This window comes from Rhizobium sp. N731 (genome assembly GCF_001664145.1).
Taxonomy (GTDB): Bacteria; Pseudomonadota; Alphaproteobacteria; order Rhizobiales; family Rhizobiaceae; genus Rhizobium; species Rhizobium esperanzae.
Genome location: NZ_CP013601.1, coordinates 298,318 through 319,650 on the forward strand (window position 1 = coordinate 298,318; position 21,333 = coordinate 319,650).

A 21,333-nucleotide genomic window follows, 5' to 3' on the forward strand; every position below is an offset into this window, starting at 1 on the left:
TGCTCAGCGCCCGAACATATCCGCGTAATTCTCCGGCTTGAAGCCGATCGCCAGCTTGCCTTCCGTCTCCAGCACCGGCCGCTTGATCATCGACGGCTGGTCGAGCATCAGCGAGATCGCCTTTTCCCGGCTCAGATTCTCGCGCTCGGCATCGGGCAGTTTGCGAAAGGTGGTGCCGGCGCGGTTGAGCACCGTATCGAGGCCGGCCTCGTCGATCCAGGCTTCGAGATGGGCGCGGTCGATGCCGAACGCCTTATAATCGTGAAACTCATAGGCGACGCCGTGTTCTTCCAGCCAGCTGCGGGCTTTTTTCATCGTGTCGCAATTCTTGATCCCATAAATGGTGACGGCCATGCCCGATCGGTCTCCCTGTGATGGCAGCGGGATAGCATGCGCCAGAGCCGGCGCAAATGCCGCCCGGCATTTATCCCGGGCAGTGCTTGCTCAACTCTCCAGCGTGCCGGCCTTGCGTGCGGACTTGCTCGCCCTGGCGCAGACGATCTTCATCAGGTCGCCGCGCCGGCGCACCAGCCGATCCGAGGTTCGGGTCAGGATCAGCCCGTCTTGCGGCGCATGCAGGTCGATGCTGCCGTCAGGCTGACCGGGCCGGGTGACGATCGTTGCCAGAAGTTCGCCCTCCGCGACCCTGTCGCCGATCGTGCGATGGAAGAGCACGGTGCCGCCCTCGGGAGCGCGAATGATCTCGACATTGTCGAGCGGCACGGCGGGACCGGCAAACACGGCCGGCGCCATTCTGTCGTCGCTGACGATCACCCGTGCGGCGAGGAAACGCCAGAGCCCCTCAGCATCCCGCTTCGCCGTCAGCGGATCGACGTCGCGCTTGCCGCGCAGCTCGACCGTGACCGAAAGCTTGCCCGGCAGCCGGGATTGTCGTTCACCGGGAATTGCATATTTCCATGCGAATCCGACGGCCTCCTCGAAGGCCGAGCTTTCGCCATCCGAAAGCAGCACCGCCTCCATGTCGAGCGCGGCGGCAAGATCGGCTGCCTCCGGCCAGAAGGCCTCATCGATATAGGCATATTGCAGCGATTCGTCGTCGCAGTGCAGATCGAGGACGAGATCGGCGCCGAGCGCCATGTCCAGGAGTTGCCGCTTCAGTTGGTCGGTAGCCGGATAATGATTGAGATCTTCCGCCAGCATTGCGCGATCGGTGGCGCTGATCAGCGGAAAATCCCGGTTGAAATTGGTGCGGGAACCGAGATCGAAACGGCCCTGCAATTCGCCGAAATGCGATTGCGCCGCGCCGATCGGGTTGGCCTGCGGCACGATGGTGATGTCGCCGGCGACTGCGCCTTCGCTTTCCGCTCGCCGCAGACGTTCGCAAAGGAAATGCAGAAGCGCCGTTCCCGGCAGCTCGCCGGCGTGAAGCGCCGCCTGGATATAGGCCTTCGGAGCCTTCGGATCACGGCCCACAAAACGCAGCACCGGCAGCCGCCACTCCGTTCCCGGCGTATCGCCCGGGATAATGATCTCCGAAACGTCCATGTTTTTGTCTCGCTTGCAATCGAACAGCTTTTCCGAGTTTTATGCGCGGAAATCCGGCTCGCGCAAGCCACGGTCGGTGGACATCGTTGCGATCAGTCCGCCCCAGCGGACTTTGGCCATAGCCGAAATCGAAGGAAAACAGGTTCATGAGCTGTCAGGTCGTCATGACCACCTCATCGTTTCAAGAGCAATGAACGATATTCCGGCAAAATGGAAAATCAAGAACGAAAAAAGAACATACGCGCAAGAAACGGGTTGAAACAGCGGTCGCTCCGTACGATTTTGGTGTTAATCGAAAACGCGGAGGCCGTGTCATGGCCGAGACGATACATCACTATCTCATCTTCGAAACCGCCGGCGGCTTCTGCGGCATCGCCTGGAGCGACGCCGGCATCGCCCGTTTCCAATTGCCGTCGAAAACCGCGGAAGCGACCGAACGGCTGCTGCTGCGCCGCCTGCCGGATGCCCAACCCGGCGCCCCGACGCCTGAGGTGCTGGAGACGGTCGCGGCCGTAAAGCGCTATTTCCAAGGCGAGGAAACAGATTTTTCCGGAGTCGAACTCGATCTTGCCGGTCAGGATGCCTTCTTCCGGGATATCTACGCGGCGGCAAGGCGTGTCGGCTGGGGCAGCACGACCACATACGGCGCGCTGGCGAAGGAGCTTGGGGTCGGGCCGGAAGCGGCCCGCGATGTCGGGCAGGCGATGGCGAAAAACCCGGTTGCGCTGATCATTCCCTGCCACAGGGTGCTGGCCGCCGGCGGCAAGATCGGCGGCTTCTCCGCTCCCGGCGGTTCGTCATCGAAGGCCCGCATGTTGGAGCTCGAAGGCGTCAGCCTCGCCCCGCCGCCGCCCGCCCAGCAATCGCTGGGTTTTTAGGCGAGATGCCGGCAGCTCAATGCGGGCTGGCCGTCGGCCGGATGATGATCTCGCTGACATCGACGTCATCGGGCTGGCTGATGGCGTAGAGGATCGCATTGGCGACGGCTTCCGGGCTGATGGTGATGGCCCTGAAAGCCTTCATCGCATCCCGCGCGGTCGGATCGGTGATCGTCTCGGCCAGTTCCGAGGTCGTCGTGCCGGGAGAAATGACGGTGACGCGGATGCGATTTGTCTCCTGTCGCAGTCCATCCGAGATTGCCCGTACCGCGTATTTCGTCGCGCAATAGACGGCGGCCGTCGGCGAGACGCTGTGGCCGCCGATCGAGGACAGGTTGATGATCTGCCCCGATCCCTGTGCCTTCATGATCGGAAGAGCGGCCGCGATGCCGTAGAGGACGCCCTTGATGTTGACGTCGACCATCCGGTCCCACTCCTCGACCTTGAGCGCGTCGAGCGGCGAAAGCGGCATGACACCGGCATTGTTGACGATGACATCAAGCCGGCCGAACTCGGATCTGGCAAAACCGGCAAATGCTTCGACTTGGGAACGGTCGGTGACGTCAAGCTTTCGCAGGCGCACCGTCCCGCCCTTGATTTCGATTTCGCCGGCGAGCGCCTCCAGGCGGTCGCTGCGGCGTGCGCCGATCACGATCTGCGCGCCGGCAGCGGCCAGCACTTTTGCCGTGGCCTCTCCGATGCCGCTGCTGGCTCCGGTGATGGCAATGACTTTTCCGTCGATATCAGACATTTGAAGCTCCATGAGCAGGTTGAGGATTTTCGAGGCGATCAGTTCGGAAAATCGGCGCTGAGCGTTGTCTCCGCCCAGGCATCGAAATTGGAGCGCAGCGTATCGAGCCGATCGCGGGCGATCTTCAGGGAAGCTGCCCCGAGCAGCAGGCGCAGCGGCGGTTCGCCCGCCTCGAAGGCCGATATGATTGCGCTTGCCGCGCGCGCGGGATCGCCCGGCTGCTTGCCGGAGATTGAGCGGGTGGCCTGGCGCCGCTTGCCGGCGGTCTCGGCATAGTCTTCGATGATTGTTCTGGATTCGACCATCGAGCGGCCGGCCCAATCCGTGCGGAAGCCGCCGGGCTCCAGGATCGTCACGCGGATGCCAAGCGGCCCGACCTCATGAGCCAGCGATTCCGACAGGGCTTCGACCGCAAACTTGGTGGCGTGGTAGTAGCCGGTAGCGGCGAAGGCCACGAGCCCGCCAAGCGAGGAGACGTTGAAGATATGCCCCTGCCGGCGTGAGCGCATGCCGGGCAGAACCTCTTTGGTAACGGCGATCAAGCCGAAGACATTGGTCTCGAACTGAGCGCGGATCTCGGCATCCTCGCCCTCCTCGATTGCCGAGAGATATCCGTAGCCGGCGTTGTTGACGAGGACATCGATGGCGCCGAAATGCGCCTCGGCGTCGCGGACCGCAGCAGCGACGGAGCGGCCATCCGTCACGTCGAGGGCGAGGGCCAGCGCCCGCTCCCCATGCGCTGCCGAGAGATCGCCGAGCGTATCGGGCCTGCGCGCCGTAATGGCAGCGCGCCAACCGCGTGCCAGGACCGCTTCGGCGAGTGCCCGGCCGAGGCCGGATGATGCACCGGTGATAAACCAGATGGGTGTGGTGGAAGACATGGTCGTCATCCTTTCCGGCCGTCCTATGCGGCCTTTTCGGTGTGCGGGCGGGTCATTTGCGGCGAAGCACCATGCCGCCATGATGGAGCGTGTTGTCGTCGACGAAATCGCCGTCGGCAGTGAAGCCCGTATCGTCCCAGTATTCGATATGTGTTCCGGTGACTTCGTAGCGTCCGCGATAGGCGCTCTCCCGGCTTCCGCGGGCCTCGTCGTAACGATTGTCGGGCAGGAGTTCGTGTCGGACGCCGCCGTCGTCGGTGACCCACATTCCGACATAGGGATGCTGCTGCATGGTGTTCTCGCTTGGCTGTTGGAACTTGGATTTTCGCTCGTTCGAGGCGTCGGCCGACCACGCCGGCATCGCCGTGCCGGTCAGAATGATGGCGGTGAAGAGATGCAGACTGGGCTGCTGGAAAACTTTTGCATCGCTCTTCCTTTCGAAGCGGGGCAGCACTTGGGGCTAGGCCATGCCTCGACCTCGACTGGAAGATAATCTTGGCGAGCCGCGCGATTAAGTTGCCAATGCCGGATGACTTGGTTAGCATTGCTAACCAATGGCCGATGATCTCGAAGGCATTTCAGTCTTTCTCGCCGTAGCGGAGGCGCGGAATTTCCGGCTCGCCGGCGAGCGTCTCGGCGTGACCCGCTCCGCCGTCAGCCAGGCCCTGCAGCGTCTTGAGGACCGGCTTGGCGCACCGCTGGTTCAGCGCACGACGCGCAGCGTCAGCCTGACCGAGGCCGGCGAAGTCTTCCTTGAGGCGGTTCGCCCCTCGATGCGCCAGGTCAGGGATGCGATGCAGACGGTGCGCGACATGCAGGCGCGTCCGAGCGGGCTGCTGCGGATCACCGTTTCCTCCATTGCCGAGCGCTTCCTGTCCGGGACTTTGCTGACAGGATTCCTGCAGGCCTGCCCCGGCATCAAGCTCGATATCACCATCACCGACGACGAATTCGACATCGTCGAAGCCGGCTTCGACGCTGGTGTGAGACTGGGCGAGGTGATCGAGCAGGACATGATCGCGATTTCGGTTTCGTCTCCACAGAGACAATGCGCCGCCGCATCGGCAGGCTATCTCGAGCGTCACGGTTCGCCTCGCCATCCCCGCGACCTGCAGAACCACGCCTGCATCGGATGGCGGCCGCGCCCGGATACCGCGCCCTATCGCTGGGAGTTCACGGAGAACGACCGCGACTTCGACGTCGCCGTCGATCCCGTGGTGACGACCAATGACATGGGAGTGATGATCCGCATGGCCCGCGCCGGGGCCGGAATTACGTTTGGGATGATGGAAACCTTTGCGCCCTATGTCGATCGCGGCGAGCTCATGCCGCTGTTGGAGGATTTCTGCCCGCCCTTTCCGGGTTTCTATCTCTACTATCCCAGGCGCGAGCGGCAACCGCTGAAGCTGCGGGCGCTGGTTGAGCATATCAAGAGGTCCGGCAAGCGGTAGGCGATCCATCGCCACGGCGGATCTTCACCAAGCAAATTCGGCGGTTGCCAACTGGTCGCTGCGCCCCGCTAAGATTGCCCCTGTCACGCGCTTTTGCTAATTCCGGTTCCTGAGCGAGCGGAAGCGGCCAGCGGCGTCCCGTATTGAGGTGCGCGTAATCCCTTCCGCTCCCAATGGCTTATGCTGCCGGAGACCATATGCTGGACGACGTCTTTCACATTCCAACCAGGGCCCTGATCCGCCAGGGTGGGCGGGCCTGCTTTTTTCGTCTCGTCAATACGAGCCCCCTGTTGATCCAGGTGCAGTCGGGAACGAAGATCGTCATGGCGGATGACAAGGCTTTGCGTCTTGAGGCGGGCGCTTATGCCCTGCTGCCCGACTATCGGCCGTTGACGATGGAGAACATTCCAAAGGCGCCGCAGAAGTATCAGACCCTGGCGCTGCCTGTTCCAAGACAGCTCTTCGAGGATGCCTATATCGCCATGGGTTCGATCGCCGTCCCCTCGCGGCCGCTCCCGGCAAGTACCTCGAACCTGCCGGAGGAAGCGGCGGCATTGTTTGCCTATTGCTGTCAGCCCGGCAACCTGACGAGGCTTCCCGGCGCCATTGCCAAGGCGCGTTTGATGGAGCTGATCACCTGGTTCGCGCTCTGCGGCGCGGTGCTCGGCCGATGCGAAAGTCCTCGGCTCGAGGATCGACTGAGGCAGATGATTGAAAGTGATACGGCGTTCGATTGGACGCTGGGGCACGCGGCGCGCGCCTTAAACATGAGCGAAGCGACGCTCCGGCGTAAGCTCGCCGCCGAAAAGACAAGTTTCAGCGAGATATTGAGCGACACAAGGATGAATCGCGCCCTCGCCCTCATCCAAACCACAACCCTGCCGATGGCACAGGTGGCGCTCGAAGTCGGTTACGATTCGCCGTCGCAATTTTCGGCACGGTTCAAAGAGCGGTTCGGCGTCAATCCGCGCCATGTGCGGGGCGGAGCTGAGCGTTTTGAGCGGATCGGGGCAGAAGTTGAGCATAGCGGGGCAGATGCGCTGCCGTGACAACGGTAGTTTTCCCGCATCATCAACCGCAGGAAAACAACATGCGTCTTATAACAGCAGCACTTCTGGCCGCGTCCGTCTGTGGCGCCACGGCCGCCCGAGCCGAAATGAAGCTCACTTCGAAAGATCTGACATCAGGCAAGACCATGGCCGATGCGCAGGTCTTCAACAGCTTCGGCTGCACGGGCAAGAACATCTCGCCGGAACTCACCTGGTCGGGCGCTCCAGAGGGAACCAAGAGCTTCGCCGTGATGGTCTACGATCCGGATGCTCCGACCGGTTCGGGCTGGTGGCATTGGTCGGTGTTCAACATTCCGGCAAACGCCTCGAAGATTGCCACCGGCGCCAGCGGAGACAAGAAGCTTCCCCCAGGCGCGGTCGAGGGCCATACGGATTTCGGTACGCCAGGATATGGCGGCGCATGCCCGCCAGTCGGCGATGCGCCACACCACTACCAGTTCACCGTCTACGCGCTGTCGGTGGATAAGCTGCCGCTTCCCGAGACGGCACCGGGCGCGATGGTTGGCTATTATGTCCGGGCAAATACGCTCGACAAGGCCTCGATCGAGGTCACCTACGGCCGCTGATGCCGTCGGACAGCCATTGTCGCTGCAGAACGCGGCCGGCCAAGGAAACCTTGGCCGGCCATGCCTGCTCGTCCTCCAGGCAAATTAACCCGTCACGGCTTCCCAGCAAATCAACGGACCGTCTTCGGCATCGATGCGCTCGCCGGTGCGGGTGAACCCGTTGCGCTCGAGAACACGTTGCGACGCGATGTTCCCGATCCCTGTCTCCGCAGAGAGCAGCGCCACACGAGGATCGCTCCGTCCCCAGGCCAGCAACTGCCCTATGGCCCGCGTCGTGCATCCACGGCCCTGGCGGGAAGGCGCAATGCCATAGCCGATACGGATGTTTCCATCTCGTGGCATTCTGACGATGGAGCAGAGACCGACAACCTCATCCTCCTCCACGATCATCCAGGCCGACGGCGAGAATGCCGCGCCGATGTCGGCCGCAAGGCGGCTCAGCATCTCCAATACCTCAGGAGGCGCAATCGCGCTGTCGGGGACAAGGCGCAGGTTAAGAGGCGCGCTGCCCTTCAGCAGCGCGTCAAAATCAATAGGCGTTAGTTCGATGATCATGTTCTTCTCGACATTAGACATGCACCCGTATGGGCGCGCTAAGGCCGGGCAATAATGGGGATCAGTTCTCAGCCGATATGCCGAGCACCTCTATCCCTACCGCCGCAGCCGGTGAGTTCTGGATCGTTGCGACGGCAAACAAAGGCCTTCTCCTACAAACGAAAGTGCGAATGAGAAGTCCGCGAGCATCCTAGCACGCGTCTTTCCCCCTTCGGGAAATTAAGCTGGAACGTAGACCAACCGGATCACATTCTCGTCAACACGGTCATTAGCAATAAGGCGCAGCGGCGGTCGGGGTCCGGCAAAATAGGGCTTGCCGTGACCGAGCACAACGGGATGCAGATAGATAATATACTCGTCGATCAGGCCAAGATCGGTGAGGCTTCGCGCCAGGTCCGGGCCGGCCACTTCGATCTCTCCGTCGCCTTCGGCTTTCAGCTTGCGGATCGCACTCTCAAGATCGCCCTCGACCAGCCTGGCGTTGGGACCGACCGATTTCAACGAACGCGAGACGACCCATTTCGGCTGGTTTCGCCAGGCGGCCGCGAAGTCGCGTTCGTCTGCGTTCCATTCAGGATGATCGTCATCCCAGTAACGCATGATCTCATACATTTGCCGACCGTAGACACTGCCCGCTTGCCTCCGCGTCGACTCGACGAAGTGACGGAAGAGCGTGGGGCTTGGCCCGAACGCCATGTGATCGACATAGCCGTCCAGGGACTGGTTCATTCCGAACACGAGCTTGGCCATGCTCACTTCCTTTCGAGGGTTCATACGCCTGCAGTCGGATTGCGTTGCGCGATCGTCAAAGCTTAGATCGACTGATTGTGAATTGCAGTCAGTTTTTCGGAGGTGAACCACTTGCGGGAACGACAAATCGGGCGCGCAGCGGACGTGCCCATATCGCGTTGGGGCTAGGAGCCTATCGTGATGCAAAGCGCTTCTTTGCCGGATCGGTGACCGGCATGAACAGCGCGACAAGTGTGCCTTCCGGATCGCGGAACTGCACCGAACGATTGCCCCACGGCATCAGTTTAGGCGCATGAACAAGGTCGACTTTATCCTTCAGCCTGATATATTCGGCGTCGACATCGTCCACCATGAACTCGATGATCGCCGTTCGGTTGGCAGCGGCCTCGGCGCTGCCTTCTCTAAAGAGCGAAACGGTTTCCACGCTGCCGATGGCGAGTGTCGCCGAAGGGGTGACGATCTCGGCGAAGACCGGCGCCAACCACTCGGCCGACTGCAGGGTGACCATTTCGTAGAAGCCGACCATAGCCTTGATATCAGCGGCGATCAGCCGGATTGAGGCAAATTTCATGAGTTTTCCCTTTCGACAGGACCGCAGAGCTGCGCGCGGCATCGCTGCGGGCCTTGTCGCACAGGCCTGTTGCCAGCATTATGGCAACAGGAGTCAACAGCAATGCGCAGAGCCGATCGCCTGTTTCAGATCATTCAGATCCTGCGCCGTACGAACCGGCCGGTGACTGCCGCGGCTATCGCCGAGGAAATCGAAGTGTCCAGGCGCTCGGTGTATCGCGATATCACCGACCTGATCGGCCAAGGCGTCCCGATCGTCGGAGAAGCCGGCTTCGGCTATGTGCTCGATCCCGGCTATGACATGCCGCCCTTGATGCTGACGCCCGACGAGATCGAGGCGATCGTGCTGGGTACGCAATGGGTCGCAACACGCGGCGATAAGGCGTTAACCGCAGCGGCGCAGGACGTACTGAGCAAGATCGCTGCCGTTATTCCCGAAAGGCTGCGTCCATACATCGCCGAGCCAAGCGTTGGAGCAAAGCCTGGCAGGATCGTTCCGACGGACATGGTTGACTCGAACGAACTGCGCCGTGCGATCCGTGAAGATCGAAAGCTTCGCCTGCGCTATCGATCCGATACTGCGGAGGAGACCGAGCGGATCGTGTGGCCGATCATCCTCGGTTACGGTGAAGCAACGCGCTTGATTGTTGCCTGGTGCGAGCTGAGGCAGGACTTCCGTCACTTCCGAACCGATCGCATGATCGAGATCGAGGTGCTGGAGGCGACCAACGGCCTGCGGAAGGGCGACCTGCGTCGCCGCTGGGAGCGATGGCGCGAGGCGCAGCGCTCCCGGTCCGGCCACTAATCGCCGGCGTGCGGCAATAACCGCGAAGACGTCGCTATTGCCGCCTCGGGTCCGTCACTCCCACTCGATCGTGCCGGGCGGCTTCGATGTGACGTCGTAGACCACACGGTTGATGCCGCGCACCTCGTTGATGATGCGGGTGGCGGCGCGGCCGAGGAATTCCATATCGTAATGATAGAAATCCGCGGTCATGCCGTCGACTGAGGTGACGGCGCGCAGCGCGCAGACGAATTCATAGGTGCGCCCGTCGCCCATGACGCCGACCGTCTGGACGGGAAGCAGCACGGCGAAGGCCTGCCAGATGGCGTCGTAGAGGCCGGCCTTGCGGATTTCGTCGAGATAGATCGCATCGGCTTCGCGCAGGATCTGGAGCTTCTCGCGGGTGATGCCGCCGGGGCAACGGATCGCAAGGCCCGGACCAGGGAAGGGATGGCGGCCGATGAAGCTGTCGGGCAGGCCGAGTTCGCGGCCGAGCGCGCGCACCTCGTCCTTGAAGAGTTCGCGCAGCGGCTCGACGAGCTGCATGTTCATGCGCTCCGGCAGGCCGCCGACATTGTGGTGCGACTTGATCGTCACCGACGGGCCGCCGGTGAAGGAAACGCTCTCGATCACGTCGGGATAGAGCGTGCCCTGGCCGAGGAAATCGGCGCCGCCGAGTTTCTTTGCCTCTTCCTCGAAGGTTTCGATGAAGAGCCGGCCGATGATCTTGCGCTTCGTTTCAGGGTCGCTGACGCCCTCGAGTTCGCCGATGAAACGGTCCGAAGCGTCGACATGCAGCAGATGCAGATTGTAATGCTCGCGGAACATGGCGACAACGTTGGCCGCCTCGTCCTTGCGCATCAAGCCGTGGTCTACGAGGATGCAGGTCAGTTGGTCGCCGACGGCCTCGTGGATCAGGAGCGCTGCGACGGAGCTGTCGACGCCGCCCGAAAGCGCGCAGATGACGCGCTTGTCGCCCACCTGCTTGCGGATATCTTCGACCGCCTTTTGGCGGTAGGCCGACATCGACCAGTCGCCCTTGATGCCGGCGACATTGTGAATGAAGTTGCCGATCAGCTTGGCGCCGTCAGGCGTATGCACGACCTCGGGGTGGAATTGCACGCCGTAATATTTGCGCTTCTCGTCGGCGATGAAGGCGAAGGGCGCATTGGAAGAGGTGGCGACCACCTTGAAACCATCGGGCAGCGCCGTGACGCGGTCGCCATGGCTCATCCACACCTGATGGCGCGAGCCGGAGGACCAGAGGCCTTCGAACAGCTGGCAATCCTTGTCGACATCCAGAAAGGCGCGGCCGAATTCGCGGTGATGGCCGCTTTCGACCTTGCCGCCGAGCTGCATGCACATCGTCTGCTGGCCATAACAGATGCCGAAGACCGGCAGACCGCTGTCGAAGATGATCTGCGGCGCCCGCGGCGATCCCTCGTCGACCGTCGAAGCAGGGCTGCCGGACAGGATCACGGCTTTCGGCTGCAGGCGCTTGAAGCCCTCTTCGGCCGATTGGAAGGGAACGATTTCGCAATAGACGCCGGCCTCGCGCACGCGTCGTGCGATGAGCTGGGTCACCTGGCTGCCGAAATCGACGATGAGAACGGAGTCGGGATGTGCTGTGTGGGTCATGGCGAGGCTTTAAAGAAAAGCGCTTCGCCTTGCAATCCGGGAAATCGGCGGCATCGGGTTTTTATTGTTCCGATTGTCCCTCGCGCGTCGGGAAAGGCGTGCGGTTTTTCAGGGCCTAGAACCAGAAAACCCCGTCCTCCAGCGCCGTGAACAAGCTGTCGACGCCGTAGGACAGCTTGCGGTCTACGATGTGCAGATACTCGGTCCAGCCGGAAATATGCTGCAGCTCGACCGCACCGTCGGAAATGCCGCGAAGGCCGATCAGCGGCAGCTTGTAGCCCTGGCAGGCGCGCAGCACCGCATAGGTCTCCATATCGACCATGTCGGCGTCGATGTCGCTATAGGCGGCACCCGAGATGACGTTGCCGCCCGTGGAAAGACTTGCCTCGGCAATACCAGGAATGCGCAGCGGCAGCTCGAGCGTCGCCGGCAGGTCGAGGAAGGGCGTCCGGCCCTTTTCGAAGCCGAGCGGCGAAGCGTCCATGTCGCGGTAGGAAACCGAGGTTACCTGATAGATTTCCGTCTGTTCCAGTTTTGCCGAACCGGCCGAGCCGAGCGAAACGACGAGATCCGGCAGATCATCGGCAGCGTCGAGCCGCGCCAGTGTCTTGGTCAGCGCCACCGCTGCCTCGACCGGACCGACGCCGGTCATCAAGGGTTCGATGCGCGACCGCAGAAACGGGCCGTATTCGGCCTCCGCCGCCATTACGAACAGCATGGATTTTCCGGCGACCGATTTCAGTTCGAACTTCATCCTGTAATTCCTTCTCTGCCGCGGATGACCATCATCGTTCCGGTCATGGAGGCGATGAGTTTCGCCGGCCCGTCGCTGATCGCGTAGCCTCGCCCGTCGGCGACGATGATGGTGGAGCCCGGCTTGGTGATTTCGCCGCGAAAGAGGAAGCGCTCGCCACGCCCCGGCGACATGAGATTGACCTTGAACTCGATCGTCAGGATCGAGGCTTCCGGGTCGATGACGCTGTAGGCGGCAAAGCCGCAGGCTGAATCGAGCGCGGCGGAAATGATGCCCGCATGCAGAATGCCGTGCTGCTGCGTCAGTTTGATGTCGAAGGGAAGCTCGATCTCGACGACGCCGTGCTCGACGCGCGTCAGCTCCGCGCCGATCGTCTGCATCGCCGCCTGGCGCGCAAAGTTGCGGCGGATTCGCGCGCGGAAATCGCCCCTGTCAGTCTCACTCATGGCTACCCCTCTCGAAGCCGGGAAAGTGGCATGGCGGGCCGGATTCGACAAGCTGGACATTGCTGAAATCGAACCGGTGGGCGATGGAAACCTCAAGCCGTGTCGCCAGCGCAACCTTTCGCCGTGCCGTCGTTGCGCAAACCGTTGCCGGCCTCCTGCGAAGACGATTGCAGCTTCGCGCGCAGCGGGTATTCTCCGGCATCCTGTCTCGAAATAGGGGAGCGCCGGCGCTATGACGACGATATCGCAATCGGTTCGGAATTTCGAGACTTGGCTGACCGGGGAGCTCGGCGGCGATCTCGTCAAGGACGATCTCCTGGAAAAGCACGAGAAGATGCGCAGCGACGATTTCGTCTTCCTGCGTGCCACCTATTGGCGCTGGTGCGAGATCATCCTCGATATCTGCCCGGAGCTCGGCCGCGCGCCCGAAGTGCTGGCGATCGGCGATACGCATCTGGAGAATTTCGGCACCTGGCGCGATAGCGAGGGCCGGCTCGTCTGGGGCGTCAATGATTTCGACGATGCGGCGGTGATGCCCTATGCGCTGGATCTCGTTCGCCTTGCGGCAAGCGCCATCCTGGCGCCCGGGGAGGACGGTCCCTCGGTTCGCATGATCGGTGAACTGATCCTCGGCGGTTACCGCAGAGGCCTTGAAAATCCGCTGCCGGTCATCCTCGAACGCGACCACAAATGGCTGCGCAAGGCGCTGATGCTGCCGAATTCGGAACGGCGGGAATTCTGGGAAAAATACGAGATGTTGGCTCCGGGCAAGACGAAGGCGCCGGCTGCCTATATCGAGGCCCTTTCCGAAGCATTGCCATCGGGATCGGGACCTTTCACGGCCAAGCCGCGCAGCGCCGGCACCGGCAGCCTCGCCCGCCCGCGCTTCGTCGCCTATGCCGAATGGCAGGGTGGGCCGGTCTTGCGCGAGGCGAAGGCGCTGGTGTCCTCGGTCTGGTCGCTTCACCACAGGCCGTTTGATGGGACGATCCGTGCGGGTGAAATCGCCGCCGGCCGGGCGCGCGCGGCCGATCCTCATTATCGCGTCTGCGACCGCATCCTCGTGCGCCGGCTCTCGCCGAACAGCCGCAAGATCGAAATCGACAAGCATCCGGAGATCCTGCTTTCGCCGACAATGCTCGAACTGATGGGTTCCGAGATCGCCAATTGCCATTCCAACGATGCGGCCGCCGCCGCAGCGATTCTGAAGGATTTACAGGCCCGGGGATCCGAATGGCTGCATGAGGCGGCGAGGGCCGCGGCGTCGAGCGTCAGCGCCGAGCAGAAGGCCTATGCGCGCGCCCGCTGAGAGATCCGGACAATGTGCTGATCCCAGGCGACATCGCTGCGGATCGCCAGGAAATCGCCGTCATAGGAGGAGACGGCAAAGCCATCTCTTGCCGGCGCGATGCCGGCGGCCTCCGGAACGGCGCTCTCGGCCAGCACCTTGCCCGTTTTTGCGTCGATGGTCACCGAGGCGCCACCCTTCGGCGAGGTGATGCCGACGAGACCTTCGCTGCGGTTGACGGCGATCGCCCCGACATAGTTGGCAAGCCTGCGCGTCGTCTCCTCCGGCAGCGCGACGAAGGAAAGATCCTCTCCTTTGGCGAAACGGCCGACCAGCGGCGGCAGGTCCTTGCGGTGGCCTTCGTACTGGCAGGCGAACCAGATGCGGCCCTCGCCGTCGAGGTCGACGTGGCGGGTCGACAACTGCGACCATTCGGCCGGCAGCACGTGTTTTTCGATCAAGGCGCCCGTTGCCGCATCGATCAGCGCCAGCGACGGCTGCATCGCCCCGAGATTGAGTTTGGTGCGGCCGAAATCCGGATGCGTCTCGATGCCGCCATTGGCGACGATGAGCAGGCGTCCGTCATCAGAAACCGTCATGTCATGCGGACCGATGCCATAGGTCTCGTATTCGCCGATGCGAGCAAAGCGGTTGGTGGCGTCGTAGAGACCGATCATGCCGCGATTGCCGTCGAAATCATTCTCGCTGGCGTAGAGAATCCGGCCATCGGGCGAGAAGACGCCATGCCCGTAAAAATGGCGGTCTTCCCTGGAACTGATGACGATCGGCTCGCCCTTATCTCGTGGATCGAAGATCATCGCATAGGTGCCCGGCCGGCGCGCGAAGGCGACGGTCTTGCCGGTCGCGGCGCTGAAGGCCATGCCGTGGGCACGGGCGGGAAGCGCCACCTGATCAATGATCTCGCCGTGCTCGGTCACGGTCGCAATCGCAAAGGAACCGTTTGCCGTGCGAATGCCCGAGGCGTAGACCGCATCGGCCCGTTCAAGCGCCAACAGCGACCTCGGCGCCAGGCTTGCAAGGAAGCCGATTCCTGCCGCCTTGACAAAACTGCGTCGATTGATCAGGGCGCTCCGCATCATCGCTTCAATCTCCGTCCGAAAAGGAAAAGCCGGCCGAAAGTCCGATGGCCGCGCCATAGTCGTCGCTGATCCGGGTGATCAGAGCACGGCTTTCGGCCAAAAGCGTGTCGAGCTTGGCCTTTTCCGCATCGCTGGTGGCGGCGTCTATATCGGGGTTGAGTTTCGGCACGCTGTCGAGCAGGGATTTGAAGTCTTCGTCGATCGAAGCGGCAATCGACCGTTTGTCCGGCGGCAGAAGCTCGGCCATGCCGGCCTTCTGCCAGAGCGTGCGCAGGCCCTCCAGATTGGCGGCCATCGACTTCCAGGTATTTTTCGAACGCCAGTAGATCGCCATGCGCGGCCGCGGCGCGTTATCCTTGCCCTTGTAAAACTGTTCCAGCCGCTGATCGCGGACATTCTCGGCGCCGTGGACGAGAATGCCGAGCAGCGCGGTCACGGCCTCCTTGTTGTCCATGAAATCATTGCTCTGCGGGCCGGGATGTTTCCAGCTCGCCTGTACCCCGTCCGGCTTTTCCCAGGCGGCGACGACTTCGCCGGCCTCGCGCTGGATATTGCCGGCGACGGCGGCGCCGTAAAGGCAGCGGAAGCCGCCCTTCTGCCCGACGAGGCTTTCCGAACCGTTGCCGTAAAGCACGTATTCCAGCGCAGTCAGCCCCTGCAGCGCCACGCTCTTGCCGGCGATCGCATCGACCGTCGCATCCTTCGGATCGGCCTTGGCGATCAGCGCCTGCACCTGCTTCAGGCCGACGCCCTTGCGGTCGGGATAAAACAGGATGTGCTCGAAGAGATTGTCCTGAATGACGGGGCCGGTCTGGACGATCTCGATGATCGACCAGTAGCGGATCGTATCGTCGAAGGCCGATTTCGCCTTGTCGAGCGTCTGCTGCGTGCCGGCCTCGCAGAGATCCTTCATCGCCGTCGTCAGCCGGGCGGCCGATTGCTGCATGTTGCGATAGCCCGGGCGGATCACTTCGTCGACGGCGCGCTGCATGACGGCGGGAACGGCATCCTCGTTCAGCCCCGCCGGAGAAGCGGCGGTCTCAGCGGCCGCTGATGTGGCAAGGCCGATCAGAGTGAGGCAGAGCAGAGGGTGCCAAAGGCGCATCAAAGTGACTCCAGGAATGTAATCAGGGCCGCCCTGTCGTCTTTTGACAGGGCGGAGAAAGCGTTGCGGGCCTTTTCAGCTTCGCCGCCGTGCCACAGGATCGCCTCGGTGACGTTTCGCGCACGGCCGTCATGCAGAAAAAAGCTGTGTCCGCTGACCGTCCGGGTCAGTCCTATACCCCATAGCGGTGGTGTGCGCCATTCACGTCCGCTTGCAAGTCCGACCGGCTGCCCGTCGGCAAGTCCTTCGCCCATGTCGTGCAAGAGAAAGTCGGAATAGGGCCAGATCAGCTGGAAGGATTGCGCCTTCTCAAGCGAATCCTTGCGGGTGACGAATTTCGGCACATGGCAGGAAATGCAGCCGGTTTCGTAGAAAATCCGCTTGCCCTTCAGCGTCTCGGGGAAGCTCGCCTTGCGGCGCGCCGGAACGGCAAGATTTTCGGAATAGAAGGTCACGAGATCGAGAATGGGACCCGGCGCTTCTTCCTCGCCCAGCCGTTTCTGCACGCCGGTCGGCATAACGAGGCATTTTTTCTCCGCCTCGGTGCAATCGCCATGCGCATCGGGGTGATCGGGGGTCGAGATGCCGATATCATTGGCGAAGGCGTCCGCATTCTGGTCGCGCACCGTAGCATTCTGCGCCTTCCAGCCGAACCGGCCGAGCGCGATCTCGCCGCTGCGATGATCGCGGACGACAGCCGCCTTGCCGGAGATGCCGTCGCCATCGGCATCCCCAGGGTCGGCATGGGCAAGGATATCGGCCTCGGGGATCGCCTCGATCAGCCCGAGGCCGATCATGGCGGGAGCGACACGCGCCGAGATCGTTGTCGAAGCATCGAGTGGTCCATAGGCCAGGTTGGGCGCAGCGTAATGCGGCCGGCGCAGCGACACGGCCTCGCCGTCGCCAAGCGTTACCGTCTCCTCATCATAGCGGATCGTCATCCGGCCTTCGGCGGCAAGGCCGGGAACGGCAAGATCCTGCAGCTGATGGCCATAAACCGGATCGGGGAAATTGAGGATGTCAGCGTTCGCGATCGCCTTTTCTTCTTCCGGCGTCCTGGCTGCGCGGGAAAGCCGCAGGAACATTGACACGGCGCTTGGGCCTCCTTCCGGCGGTTTGCCGCGGCCGTCATTGACGTGACAGCTCATGCAGGAACGGGCATTGAAGAGCGGCCCGAGCCCGTCGGAGGCCTGCGTCGAGGAGGGCGAGGAAACCCAGAGCTTGCGGAACAGCGCATTACCGAGCTTGAAATTCTGCTCTTCCTCGAAGGGGACGTTGGCCGAAATATGCGAGAAACTGTCTTCGCTGACCGGATCGATCGAGGTCGTAGCCCCGGCCTGCATCGCTTCATATTGTTCCGCCTTGGAAAAATCCGCGGTCGGCCGGGTCACATCGGTGACGCGCTTCAGATCGGCCTCGGAAAGATCGGAGCGTTTCGTCGGCAGATCGAAACCGGCGGCAATCGTTGCGGAAAATCCGGCAAGCAGGGCGCAGAGCGCTACGCTGGCGATCAATCGGCGGGCCGAGGCATGCGACATTTCAGGGTCCGGGCCGCTCCACTGAGAGCGGCCCGCCTTTTTGCTTATTTGAAGACGGCGTTAGGATTATCCAAGCTGTCGGAACCTTCAAGCTGAACCGCGCCGAGATCGAGTGCGGCAATAACGCGCTGGATCGATTTCGTCTGGTCGATCAGCCCGTCGATGGCGGCCTGGACGACGGCGTTGCCGTCCTTGTTGCCTTCGGCGATCATCTGGTCGTACTTCTCGACCGTCTCGCCGCGCTTGGCCATGGCGTTCATTGCATCGAGCGTCTTGTTGAGCTTGCCTTCCAGCTCGGCATCGAGCGCCTTGTCCTTGGCGGCCACGAGGTCGTGCAGCGACGGGCCGCTGAGCTTGGTGCCGTCAACGCGCGTATAGTTGCCCGTATAGGCGGCGGCGATGCCGATGGCGTCGTTGAGGTGCGAATTGTAGGTATTGTCGGAGAAGCAATCATGCTCTTCTTCCGGATCGTGCAGCAGCAGGCCGAGCTTCATGCGCTCGCCGGCAAGCTCGCCATAGGAGAGTGAACCCATGCCGGTCAGAATCGCGACGAGGCCGGCCTTCGGATCGGCTTCGAGATTTTTCGTGGCAGCCCCGTCCGGCTTCCAGTTGTCGGTCATTTCCTGCAGGTCCGACACCAGCAGTGTGGAGGCGGACTTCAGATATTCGGCGCGCCGGTCACAATTGCCGTGCGTGCAATTCTTGAGATCGTAATCAGTGGCCGGGCGGTTGCCGGCGCCGGGTCCCGTGCCGTTCAGATCCTGGCCCCAGAGCAGGAATTCGATGGCGTGGTAGCCGGTCGCGACATTGGCTTCGATGCCGCCGGCCTCAGCGAGCGTGCCGGAGAGGAATTCCGGCGTCAGCTTGGAGGCGTCGACATCCTTGCCGTCGATCTTGATCGTCTTGTTGGCGATGACATTGGCCACATAGAGGGAGTTTTCGTCGCTCTCGCTGCCGTAGGAGGAATCGACATAGTCGATCAGGCCTTCATCGAGCGGCCAGGCATTGACCTTGCCTTCCCACTCGTCGACAACAGGATTGCCGAAGCGGTAGACTTCAGTCTGCTGGTAGGGCACGCGCGCCTTGATCCAGGCATCCCTGGCGGCCTTCAGCGTCTCGTCGGTCGGCGTCTTCAGGAAAGCGTCGATGGCGGTATCGAGCGCCTTGGCAGTCGTCAGTGAGTCCTCGTATTTGGCGTGCGCCACCTCGGCATAATGTTTCACCACGGCGCTAGCATCGGTCGCGGCCTGCGCGGGAAGGGCGAGCAGGGCTGCGGGGGCAATCGCCAGCACGGCTGCGCGGAATTTGCTGTTGAGCTTCATAATCCTCTCCTGTGACGGATCTTCCGTCGGGCTCCGTCTCTTCGCGCAAAAGTAAACTGGTGTCAAACGCTCTAGTTTGGAATGATTTTAAGAAGGGCGCGGGCCAGCACACTCTGGTTTTTCAGGCCCATTTGGCTGAAAATCACCACCTTCATGCCGCCGAAACGGCAAGCTCCAGTCAGCGGCTGTCGCGGGGCGTCAGCCCTTGCGCTGCATGCGGCAGAAGAAGAAGCCGTCCGTGTCGGTGGAGGCGGGCGTCAGCGTCACCGTCAGACCGTCGGAAGAGTGCGGACGCGGCGCCTGTTTTCCGAACAGGCCATCCCAGACGGGCAGGGCGCTGACGATCTCAAAATCAGGGTTCCCGGCCGTAAAGCGGCGCACCTGTTCCTCATTTTCCTGAGGCAGCACCGAGCAGGTGACATAGATCAGTTCGCCGCCCGGTTTGACGAAGCCGCTCGCCTGCGCCAGCGCGTCCTGCTGCTGGGCGGTGCGTTCATCGAGGTTCTTCGCCGTCAGCCGCCATTTGGTGTCGGGGCGGCGGCGCCATGTGCCGGTGCCGGTGCAGGGCGCGTCGACCAGCACCTTGTCACAGCGCCCGGCAAGGCCGGAGAGCCCTCTGGCGTCGTCATGCACTTGGACATTGCGCGTTCCCGCTCGCTTCAGCCGCTCGATGATCGGCGCCAGCCGTTTGCGGTCGGCGTCGTAGGCGTGAACCTGGCCTTTGTTCTGCATGGCGGCGGCCATGGCGAGCGTCTTGCCGCCGCCGCCGGCGCAATAATCGAGGATCTGTTCGCCATCGCGCGCGAGCACCAGATCGGCGACGATTTGCGAACCCTCGTCCTGGACTTCGAACCAGCCCTTTTGGAACGAAAGCTCGGCTGTCACGTTTGGCAGGCGCGAGGCGCCTTCTCCGGCGGCAATCCGGATGCCGTAGCGGGCGATCTTCGCCGCATGCGCGCCGGCTCTTTCGAGCGCCTTGACCGCCTTGTCGCGCGAAGCCTTTAGGATGTTGGCGCGCAGATCGAGCGTCGGGCGGGCGGCGAGCGCCTGTGCTTCGGCGAGCCAGCCCGTACCGAAAGCCTGTTCGAAGGAGGATTGGACCCATTCGGGAATATCGCCGCGGATATGCGGTGGCGCATCGTCGAGCGAGCGGCTCGCAAAGGCGGTTGCGGCCTCGGGTGAAAGTGGCGCCGGCGCAAACTTGTCGTCGGCGAGTTCGGCGGCAAGACTGTCTGGGGTAAAGCCCCATTGACGGAACATGACGGCGTGGGCAATGGCCGCAGCGCTGTCGTCATCCATCAGCCAGGCATGCGAAAGCCGCATGCGCAAGGCGTCGTAGACGATGTTGCCGATCGCCGCACGATCGCCGGAACCGGCGAAGCGGTGCGCGAGGCCCCAGTCCTTCAGCGCGTCGGCGACAGGCCGCTTGCGGGCATCGATGTCCGCGAGCACAGAAATCGCCCCTTCGAGGCGGCCGCCCAGACGCATTCACAAGTCTCCTGTTGCCATGCCTGCGAAGGATCCTGTCAGCCGCGACAGTCGCGGGGCGGATTGTTCACAAGTCTCAACCGCGTGGTAACCGCGATTGACGGCAAGAGCAAGCGCCGCTGACGGCGCAGGCGGTTGCAAGCTCCGGGCTTAGCTGATCACCTGGTAGCAGACCTTCGCCGTGCCGGAGCTCACCATGCCGATATTCTGTGCGGCGGCGCGTGACAGATCGAGGACGCGTCCACGAATGAACGGACCGCGATCATTGATGCGGACGACGACGGTGCGGCCATTGTTGCGGTTGGTGACCTTCACCTTGGTGCCGAATGCGAGCGAACGATGCGCGGCAGTCAAGACGGCGGGGTTCATACGTTCTCCGGAAGCAGTTTTGGAGTGAAGAGCGTACCATGAAGCACCGCCGCAGCCATTTGCAGCAAAACCTTCCGCCGGAAGCATGGAAGAGAAGGCTGCAATAGTTGCGGCAGCGATAATAGAACGGCTGATTTTCTTCAAAACGGAGTATCCCTCAACTATTGAACGCGCGCCCTTGCAGGCGGCGGGGCTTAAATCCGTCGAAAAATGGCAAAAAAGTGCCGCGTGTGATCACGGAATGTTACAGTGAGTAACATTTGTGATGCTATTGATAAAATTTCGGAATTTGCCTCGTGCGGCAGCACGTAGAAAAAACCCAATGGAATCAGCTAAAATTCAAATGAATTTTCCGACGAAGTTTTAGGTCGCGCGGTTCTCACGGAAATCACGAAATTTTTTTTCTGCCTTCGCCATATTTGCTGCCACATTTGAGCAAATTCAAAGGCTGTTAACCATAATATGCAGCGAGAATTGTGCGTAGAGTTACGGAAAGTAGGAATTTCCTACTCATGTTGGGTGA

The 21,333-nt window shown here is 62.1% G+C and carries 25 protein-coding genes; 8 read left to right on the top strand and 17 right to left on the bottom strand.

All coding sequences use genetic code 11. The annotated features are described in order from the left end of the window. Nucleotides 1–3: 3 nt before the first annotated feature. The gene (locus tag AMK02_RS01480) at nt 4–354 is read right to left on the bottom strand and encodes an ArsC family reductase (RefSeq protein ID WP_064800360.1); all 351 of its coding nucleotides are present in this window, start codon (nt 352–354) and stop codon (nt 4–6) included. Between the two features lie 90 nt (nt 355–444). Next, nucleotides 445–1,506: a succinylglutamate desuccinylase/aspartoacylase domain-containing protein gene (locus tag AMK02_RS01485; protein ID WP_064800361.1), complete on the bottom strand. Its 1,062-nt coding sequence runs from the start codon at nt 1,504–1,506 to the stop codon at nt 445–447. On the opposite strand from AMK02_RS01485, the gene AMK02_RS01490 reads away from it, so the two are divergent. Both AMK02_RS01490 and AMK02_RS01495 read left to right on the top strand, forming a co-directional pair. Continuing rightward, nucleotides 1,505–1,765, top strand: coding sequence for a hypothetical protein (locus AMK02_RS01490; protein WP_064800362.1), 261 nt, complete (start codon nt 1,505–1,507; stop codon nt 1,763–1,765). The genes AMK02_RS01485 and AMK02_RS01490 overlap by 2 nt on opposite strands. A 55-nt stretch (nt 1,766–1,820) precedes the next feature. Continuing rightward, on the top strand, nt 1,821–2,384 hold the full coding sequence (locus tag AMK02_RS01495; RefSeq protein WP_064800363.1) for a methylated-DNA--[protein]-cysteine S-methyltransferase: 564 nt from the start codon (nt 1,821–1,823) through the stop codon (nt 2,382–2,384). A gap of 16 nt (nt 2,385–2,400) precedes the next feature. On the opposite strand, the gene AMK02_RS01500 is transcribed toward AMK02_RS01495, so the two are convergent. Genes AMK02_RS01500 through AMK02_RS01510 form a run of 3 tightly spaced genes read right to left on the bottom strand, consistent with a single transcriptional unit; the run spans nt 2,401 to nt 4,467 of the window. Then, on the bottom strand, nt 2,401–3,135 hold the full coding sequence (locus AMK02_RS01500; protein WP_064805842.1) for an SDR family oxidoreductase: 735 nt from the start codon (nt 3,133–3,135) through the stop codon (nt 2,401–2,403). A 38-nt stretch (nt 3,136–3,173) separates the two neighbouring features. Next, nucleotides 3,174–4,025 carry an oxidoreductase gene (locus AMK02_RS01505; RefSeq protein WP_189636990.1) on the bottom strand — a complete coding sequence of 284 codons (852 nt, stop codon included), beginning with the start codon at nt 4,023–4,025 and terminating at the stop codon, nt 3,174–3,176. Between the two features lie 43 nt (nt 4,026–4,068). Then, a complete protein-coding gene (locus AMK02_RS01510; RefSeq protein ID WP_406869899.1) occupies nt 4,069–4,467 on the bottom strand; it encodes an Atu4866 domain-containing protein in 399 nt (132 codons plus the stop codon). Nucleotides 4,468–4,570: 103 nt separating this feature from the next. Between AMK02_RS01510 and AMK02_RS01515 the strand changes: the two genes are divergently transcribed. The 3 genes from AMK02_RS01515 (at nt 4,571) to AMK02_RS01525 (ending at nt 7,103) form a co-directional block, all read left to right on the top strand. Further along, entirely contained in the window at nt 4,571–5,467 is an 897-nt protein-coding gene (locus tag AMK02_RS01515; RefSeq protein WP_064800364.1) for a LysR family transcriptional regulator, read from the top strand. A 197-nt stretch (nt 5,468–5,664) separates the two neighbouring features. Continuing rightward, nucleotides 5,665–6,516 carry a helix-turn-helix domain-containing protein gene (locus tag AMK02_RS01520; protein ID WP_064800365.1) on the top strand — a complete coding sequence of 284 codons (852 nt, stop codon included), beginning with the start codon at nt 5,665–5,667 and terminating at the stop codon, nt 6,514–6,516. Nucleotides 6,517–6,557: 41 nt separating this feature from the next. Continuing rightward, complete coding sequence (locus AMK02_RS01525) at nt 6,558–7,103, top strand: YbhB/YbcL family Raf kinase inhibitor-like protein (RefSeq protein ID WP_064800366.1); 546 nt, start codon at nt 6,558–6,560, stop codon at nt 7,101–7,103. Between the two features lie 84 nt (nt 7,104–7,187). Here AMK02_RS01525 and AMK02_RS01530 read toward each other — a convergent pair whose 3' ends face one another. From AMK02_RS01530 to AMK02_RS01540, 3 genes are all read right to left on the bottom strand, one after another. Continuing rightward, on the bottom strand, nt 7,188–7,679 hold the full coding sequence (locus tag AMK02_RS01530) for a GNAT family N-acetyltransferase (protein ID WP_189636991.1): 492 nt from the start codon (nt 7,677–7,679) through the stop codon (nt 7,188–7,190). A 198-nt stretch (nt 7,680–7,877) separates the two neighbouring features. Further along, nucleotides 7,878–8,408 (bottom strand): dihydrofolate reductase family protein, encoded by a 531-nt coding sequence (locus tag AMK02_RS01535; RefSeq protein WP_064800368.1) that lies wholly within the window; start codon nt 8,406–8,408, stop codon nt 7,878–7,880. Nucleotides 8,409–8,580: 172 nt separating this feature from the next. Next, the gene (locus tag AMK02_RS01540) at nt 8,581–8,979 is read right to left on the bottom strand and encodes a VOC family protein (protein ID WP_064800369.1); all 399 of its coding nucleotides are present in this window, start codon (nt 8,977–8,979) and stop codon (nt 8,581–8,583) included. Between the two features lie 102 nt (nt 8,980–9,081). Here AMK02_RS01540 and AMK02_RS01545 point away from each other — a divergent pair, with 102 nt between their 5' ends. After that, nucleotides 9,082–9,783 carry a helix-turn-helix transcriptional regulator gene (locus tag AMK02_RS01545; protein ID WP_064800370.1) on the top strand — a complete coding sequence of 234 codons (702 nt, stop codon included), beginning with the start codon at nt 9,082–9,084 and terminating at the stop codon, nt 9,781–9,783. Nucleotides 9,784–9,837: 54 nt separating this feature from the next. Here the strand turns inward: AMK02_RS01545 and guaA are convergent, their stop codons facing one another. From guaA to AMK02_RS01560, 3 genes are all read right to left on the bottom strand, one after another. Then, nucleotides 9,838–11,400, bottom strand: coding sequence for a glutamine-hydrolyzing GMP synthase (gene guaA / locus AMK02_RS01550; RefSeq protein ID WP_064800371.1), 1,563 nt, complete (start codon nt 11,398–11,400; stop codon nt 9,838–9,840). 115 nt (nt 11,401–11,515) lie between these two features. Then, complete coding sequence (locus AMK02_RS01555) at nt 11,516–12,154, bottom strand: 5'-methylthioadenosine/S-adenosylhomocysteine nucleosidase (RefSeq protein ID WP_004673906.1); 639 nt, start codon at nt 12,152–12,154, stop codon at nt 11,516–11,518. Next, nucleotides 12,151–12,600, bottom strand: a complete 450-nt coding sequence (locus tag AMK02_RS01560) for a PaaI family thioesterase (RefSeq protein ID WP_010028223.1) — start codon at nt 12,598–12,600, stop codon at nt 12,151–12,153. Before AMK02_RS01560 ends, AMK02_RS01555 begins: the two co-directional genes overlap by 4 nt. A gap of 232 nt (nt 12,601–12,832) precedes the next feature. Here AMK02_RS01560 and AMK02_RS01565 point away from each other — a divergent pair, with 232 nt between their 5' ends. Beyond that, complete coding sequence (locus AMK02_RS01565; RefSeq protein WP_064800372.1) at nt 12,833–13,909, top strand: DUF2252 family protein; 1,077 nt, start codon at nt 12,833–12,835, stop codon at nt 13,907–13,909. On the opposite strand, the gene AMK02_RS01570 is transcribed toward AMK02_RS01565, so the two are convergent. The 6 genes from AMK02_RS01570 to AMK02_RS01595 form a co-directional block, all read right to left on the bottom strand. Next, the gene (locus AMK02_RS01570) at nt 13,891–14,988 is read right to left on the bottom strand and encodes a DUF1513 domain-containing protein (RefSeq protein ID WP_064800373.1); all 1,098 of its coding nucleotides are present in this window, start codon (nt 14,986–14,988) and stop codon (nt 13,891–13,893) included. The genes AMK02_RS01565 and AMK02_RS01570 overlap by 19 nt on opposite strands. 4 nt (nt 14,989–14,992) lie before the next feature. Beyond that, nucleotides 14,993–16,093 carry an imelysin family protein gene (locus tag AMK02_RS01575; protein ID WP_064800374.1) on the bottom strand — a complete coding sequence of 367 codons (1,101 nt, stop codon included), beginning with the start codon at nt 16,091–16,093 and terminating at the stop codon, nt 14,993–14,995. Then, entirely contained in the window at nt 16,093–17,631 is a 1,539-nt protein-coding gene (locus tag AMK02_RS01580) for a di-heme oxidoreductase family protein (RefSeq protein WP_064800375.1), read from the bottom strand. The genes AMK02_RS01575 and AMK02_RS01580 overlap by 1 nt, the downstream gene beginning before the upstream one ends. 44 nt (nt 17,632–17,675) lie before the next feature. Further along, the gene (locus tag AMK02_RS01585) at nt 17,676–18,953 is read right to left on the bottom strand and encodes an imelysin family protein (protein ID WP_064800376.1); all 1,278 of its coding nucleotides are present in this window, start codon (nt 18,951–18,953) and stop codon (nt 17,676–17,678) included. Between the two features lie 198 nt (nt 18,954–19,151). Next, the gene (locus tag AMK02_RS01590; protein WP_064800377.1) at nt 19,152–20,441 is read right to left on the bottom strand and encodes an RsmB/NOP family class I SAM-dependent RNA methyltransferase; all 1,290 of its coding nucleotides are present in this window, start codon (nt 20,439–20,441) and stop codon (nt 19,152–19,154) included. Nucleotides 20,442–20,591: 150 nt separating this feature from the next. Further along, nucleotides 20,592–20,954 (bottom strand): septal ring lytic transglycosylase RlpA family protein, encoded by a 363-nt coding sequence (locus tag AMK02_RS01595; protein ID WP_064800378.1) that lies wholly within the window; start codon nt 20,952–20,954, stop codon nt 20,592–20,594. Here AMK02_RS01595 and AMK02_RS31600 point away from each other — a divergent pair. Then, nucleotides 20,896–21,063 carry a hypothetical protein gene (locus tag AMK02_RS31600; protein WP_189637027.1) on the top strand — a complete coding sequence of 56 codons (168 nt, stop codon included), beginning with the start codon at nt 20,896–20,898 and terminating at the stop codon, nt 21,061–21,063. The two genes, AMK02_RS01595 and AMK02_RS31600, sit on opposite strands and share 59 nt — an antisense overlap. Nucleotides 21,064–21,333 lie beyond the last annotated feature (270 nt).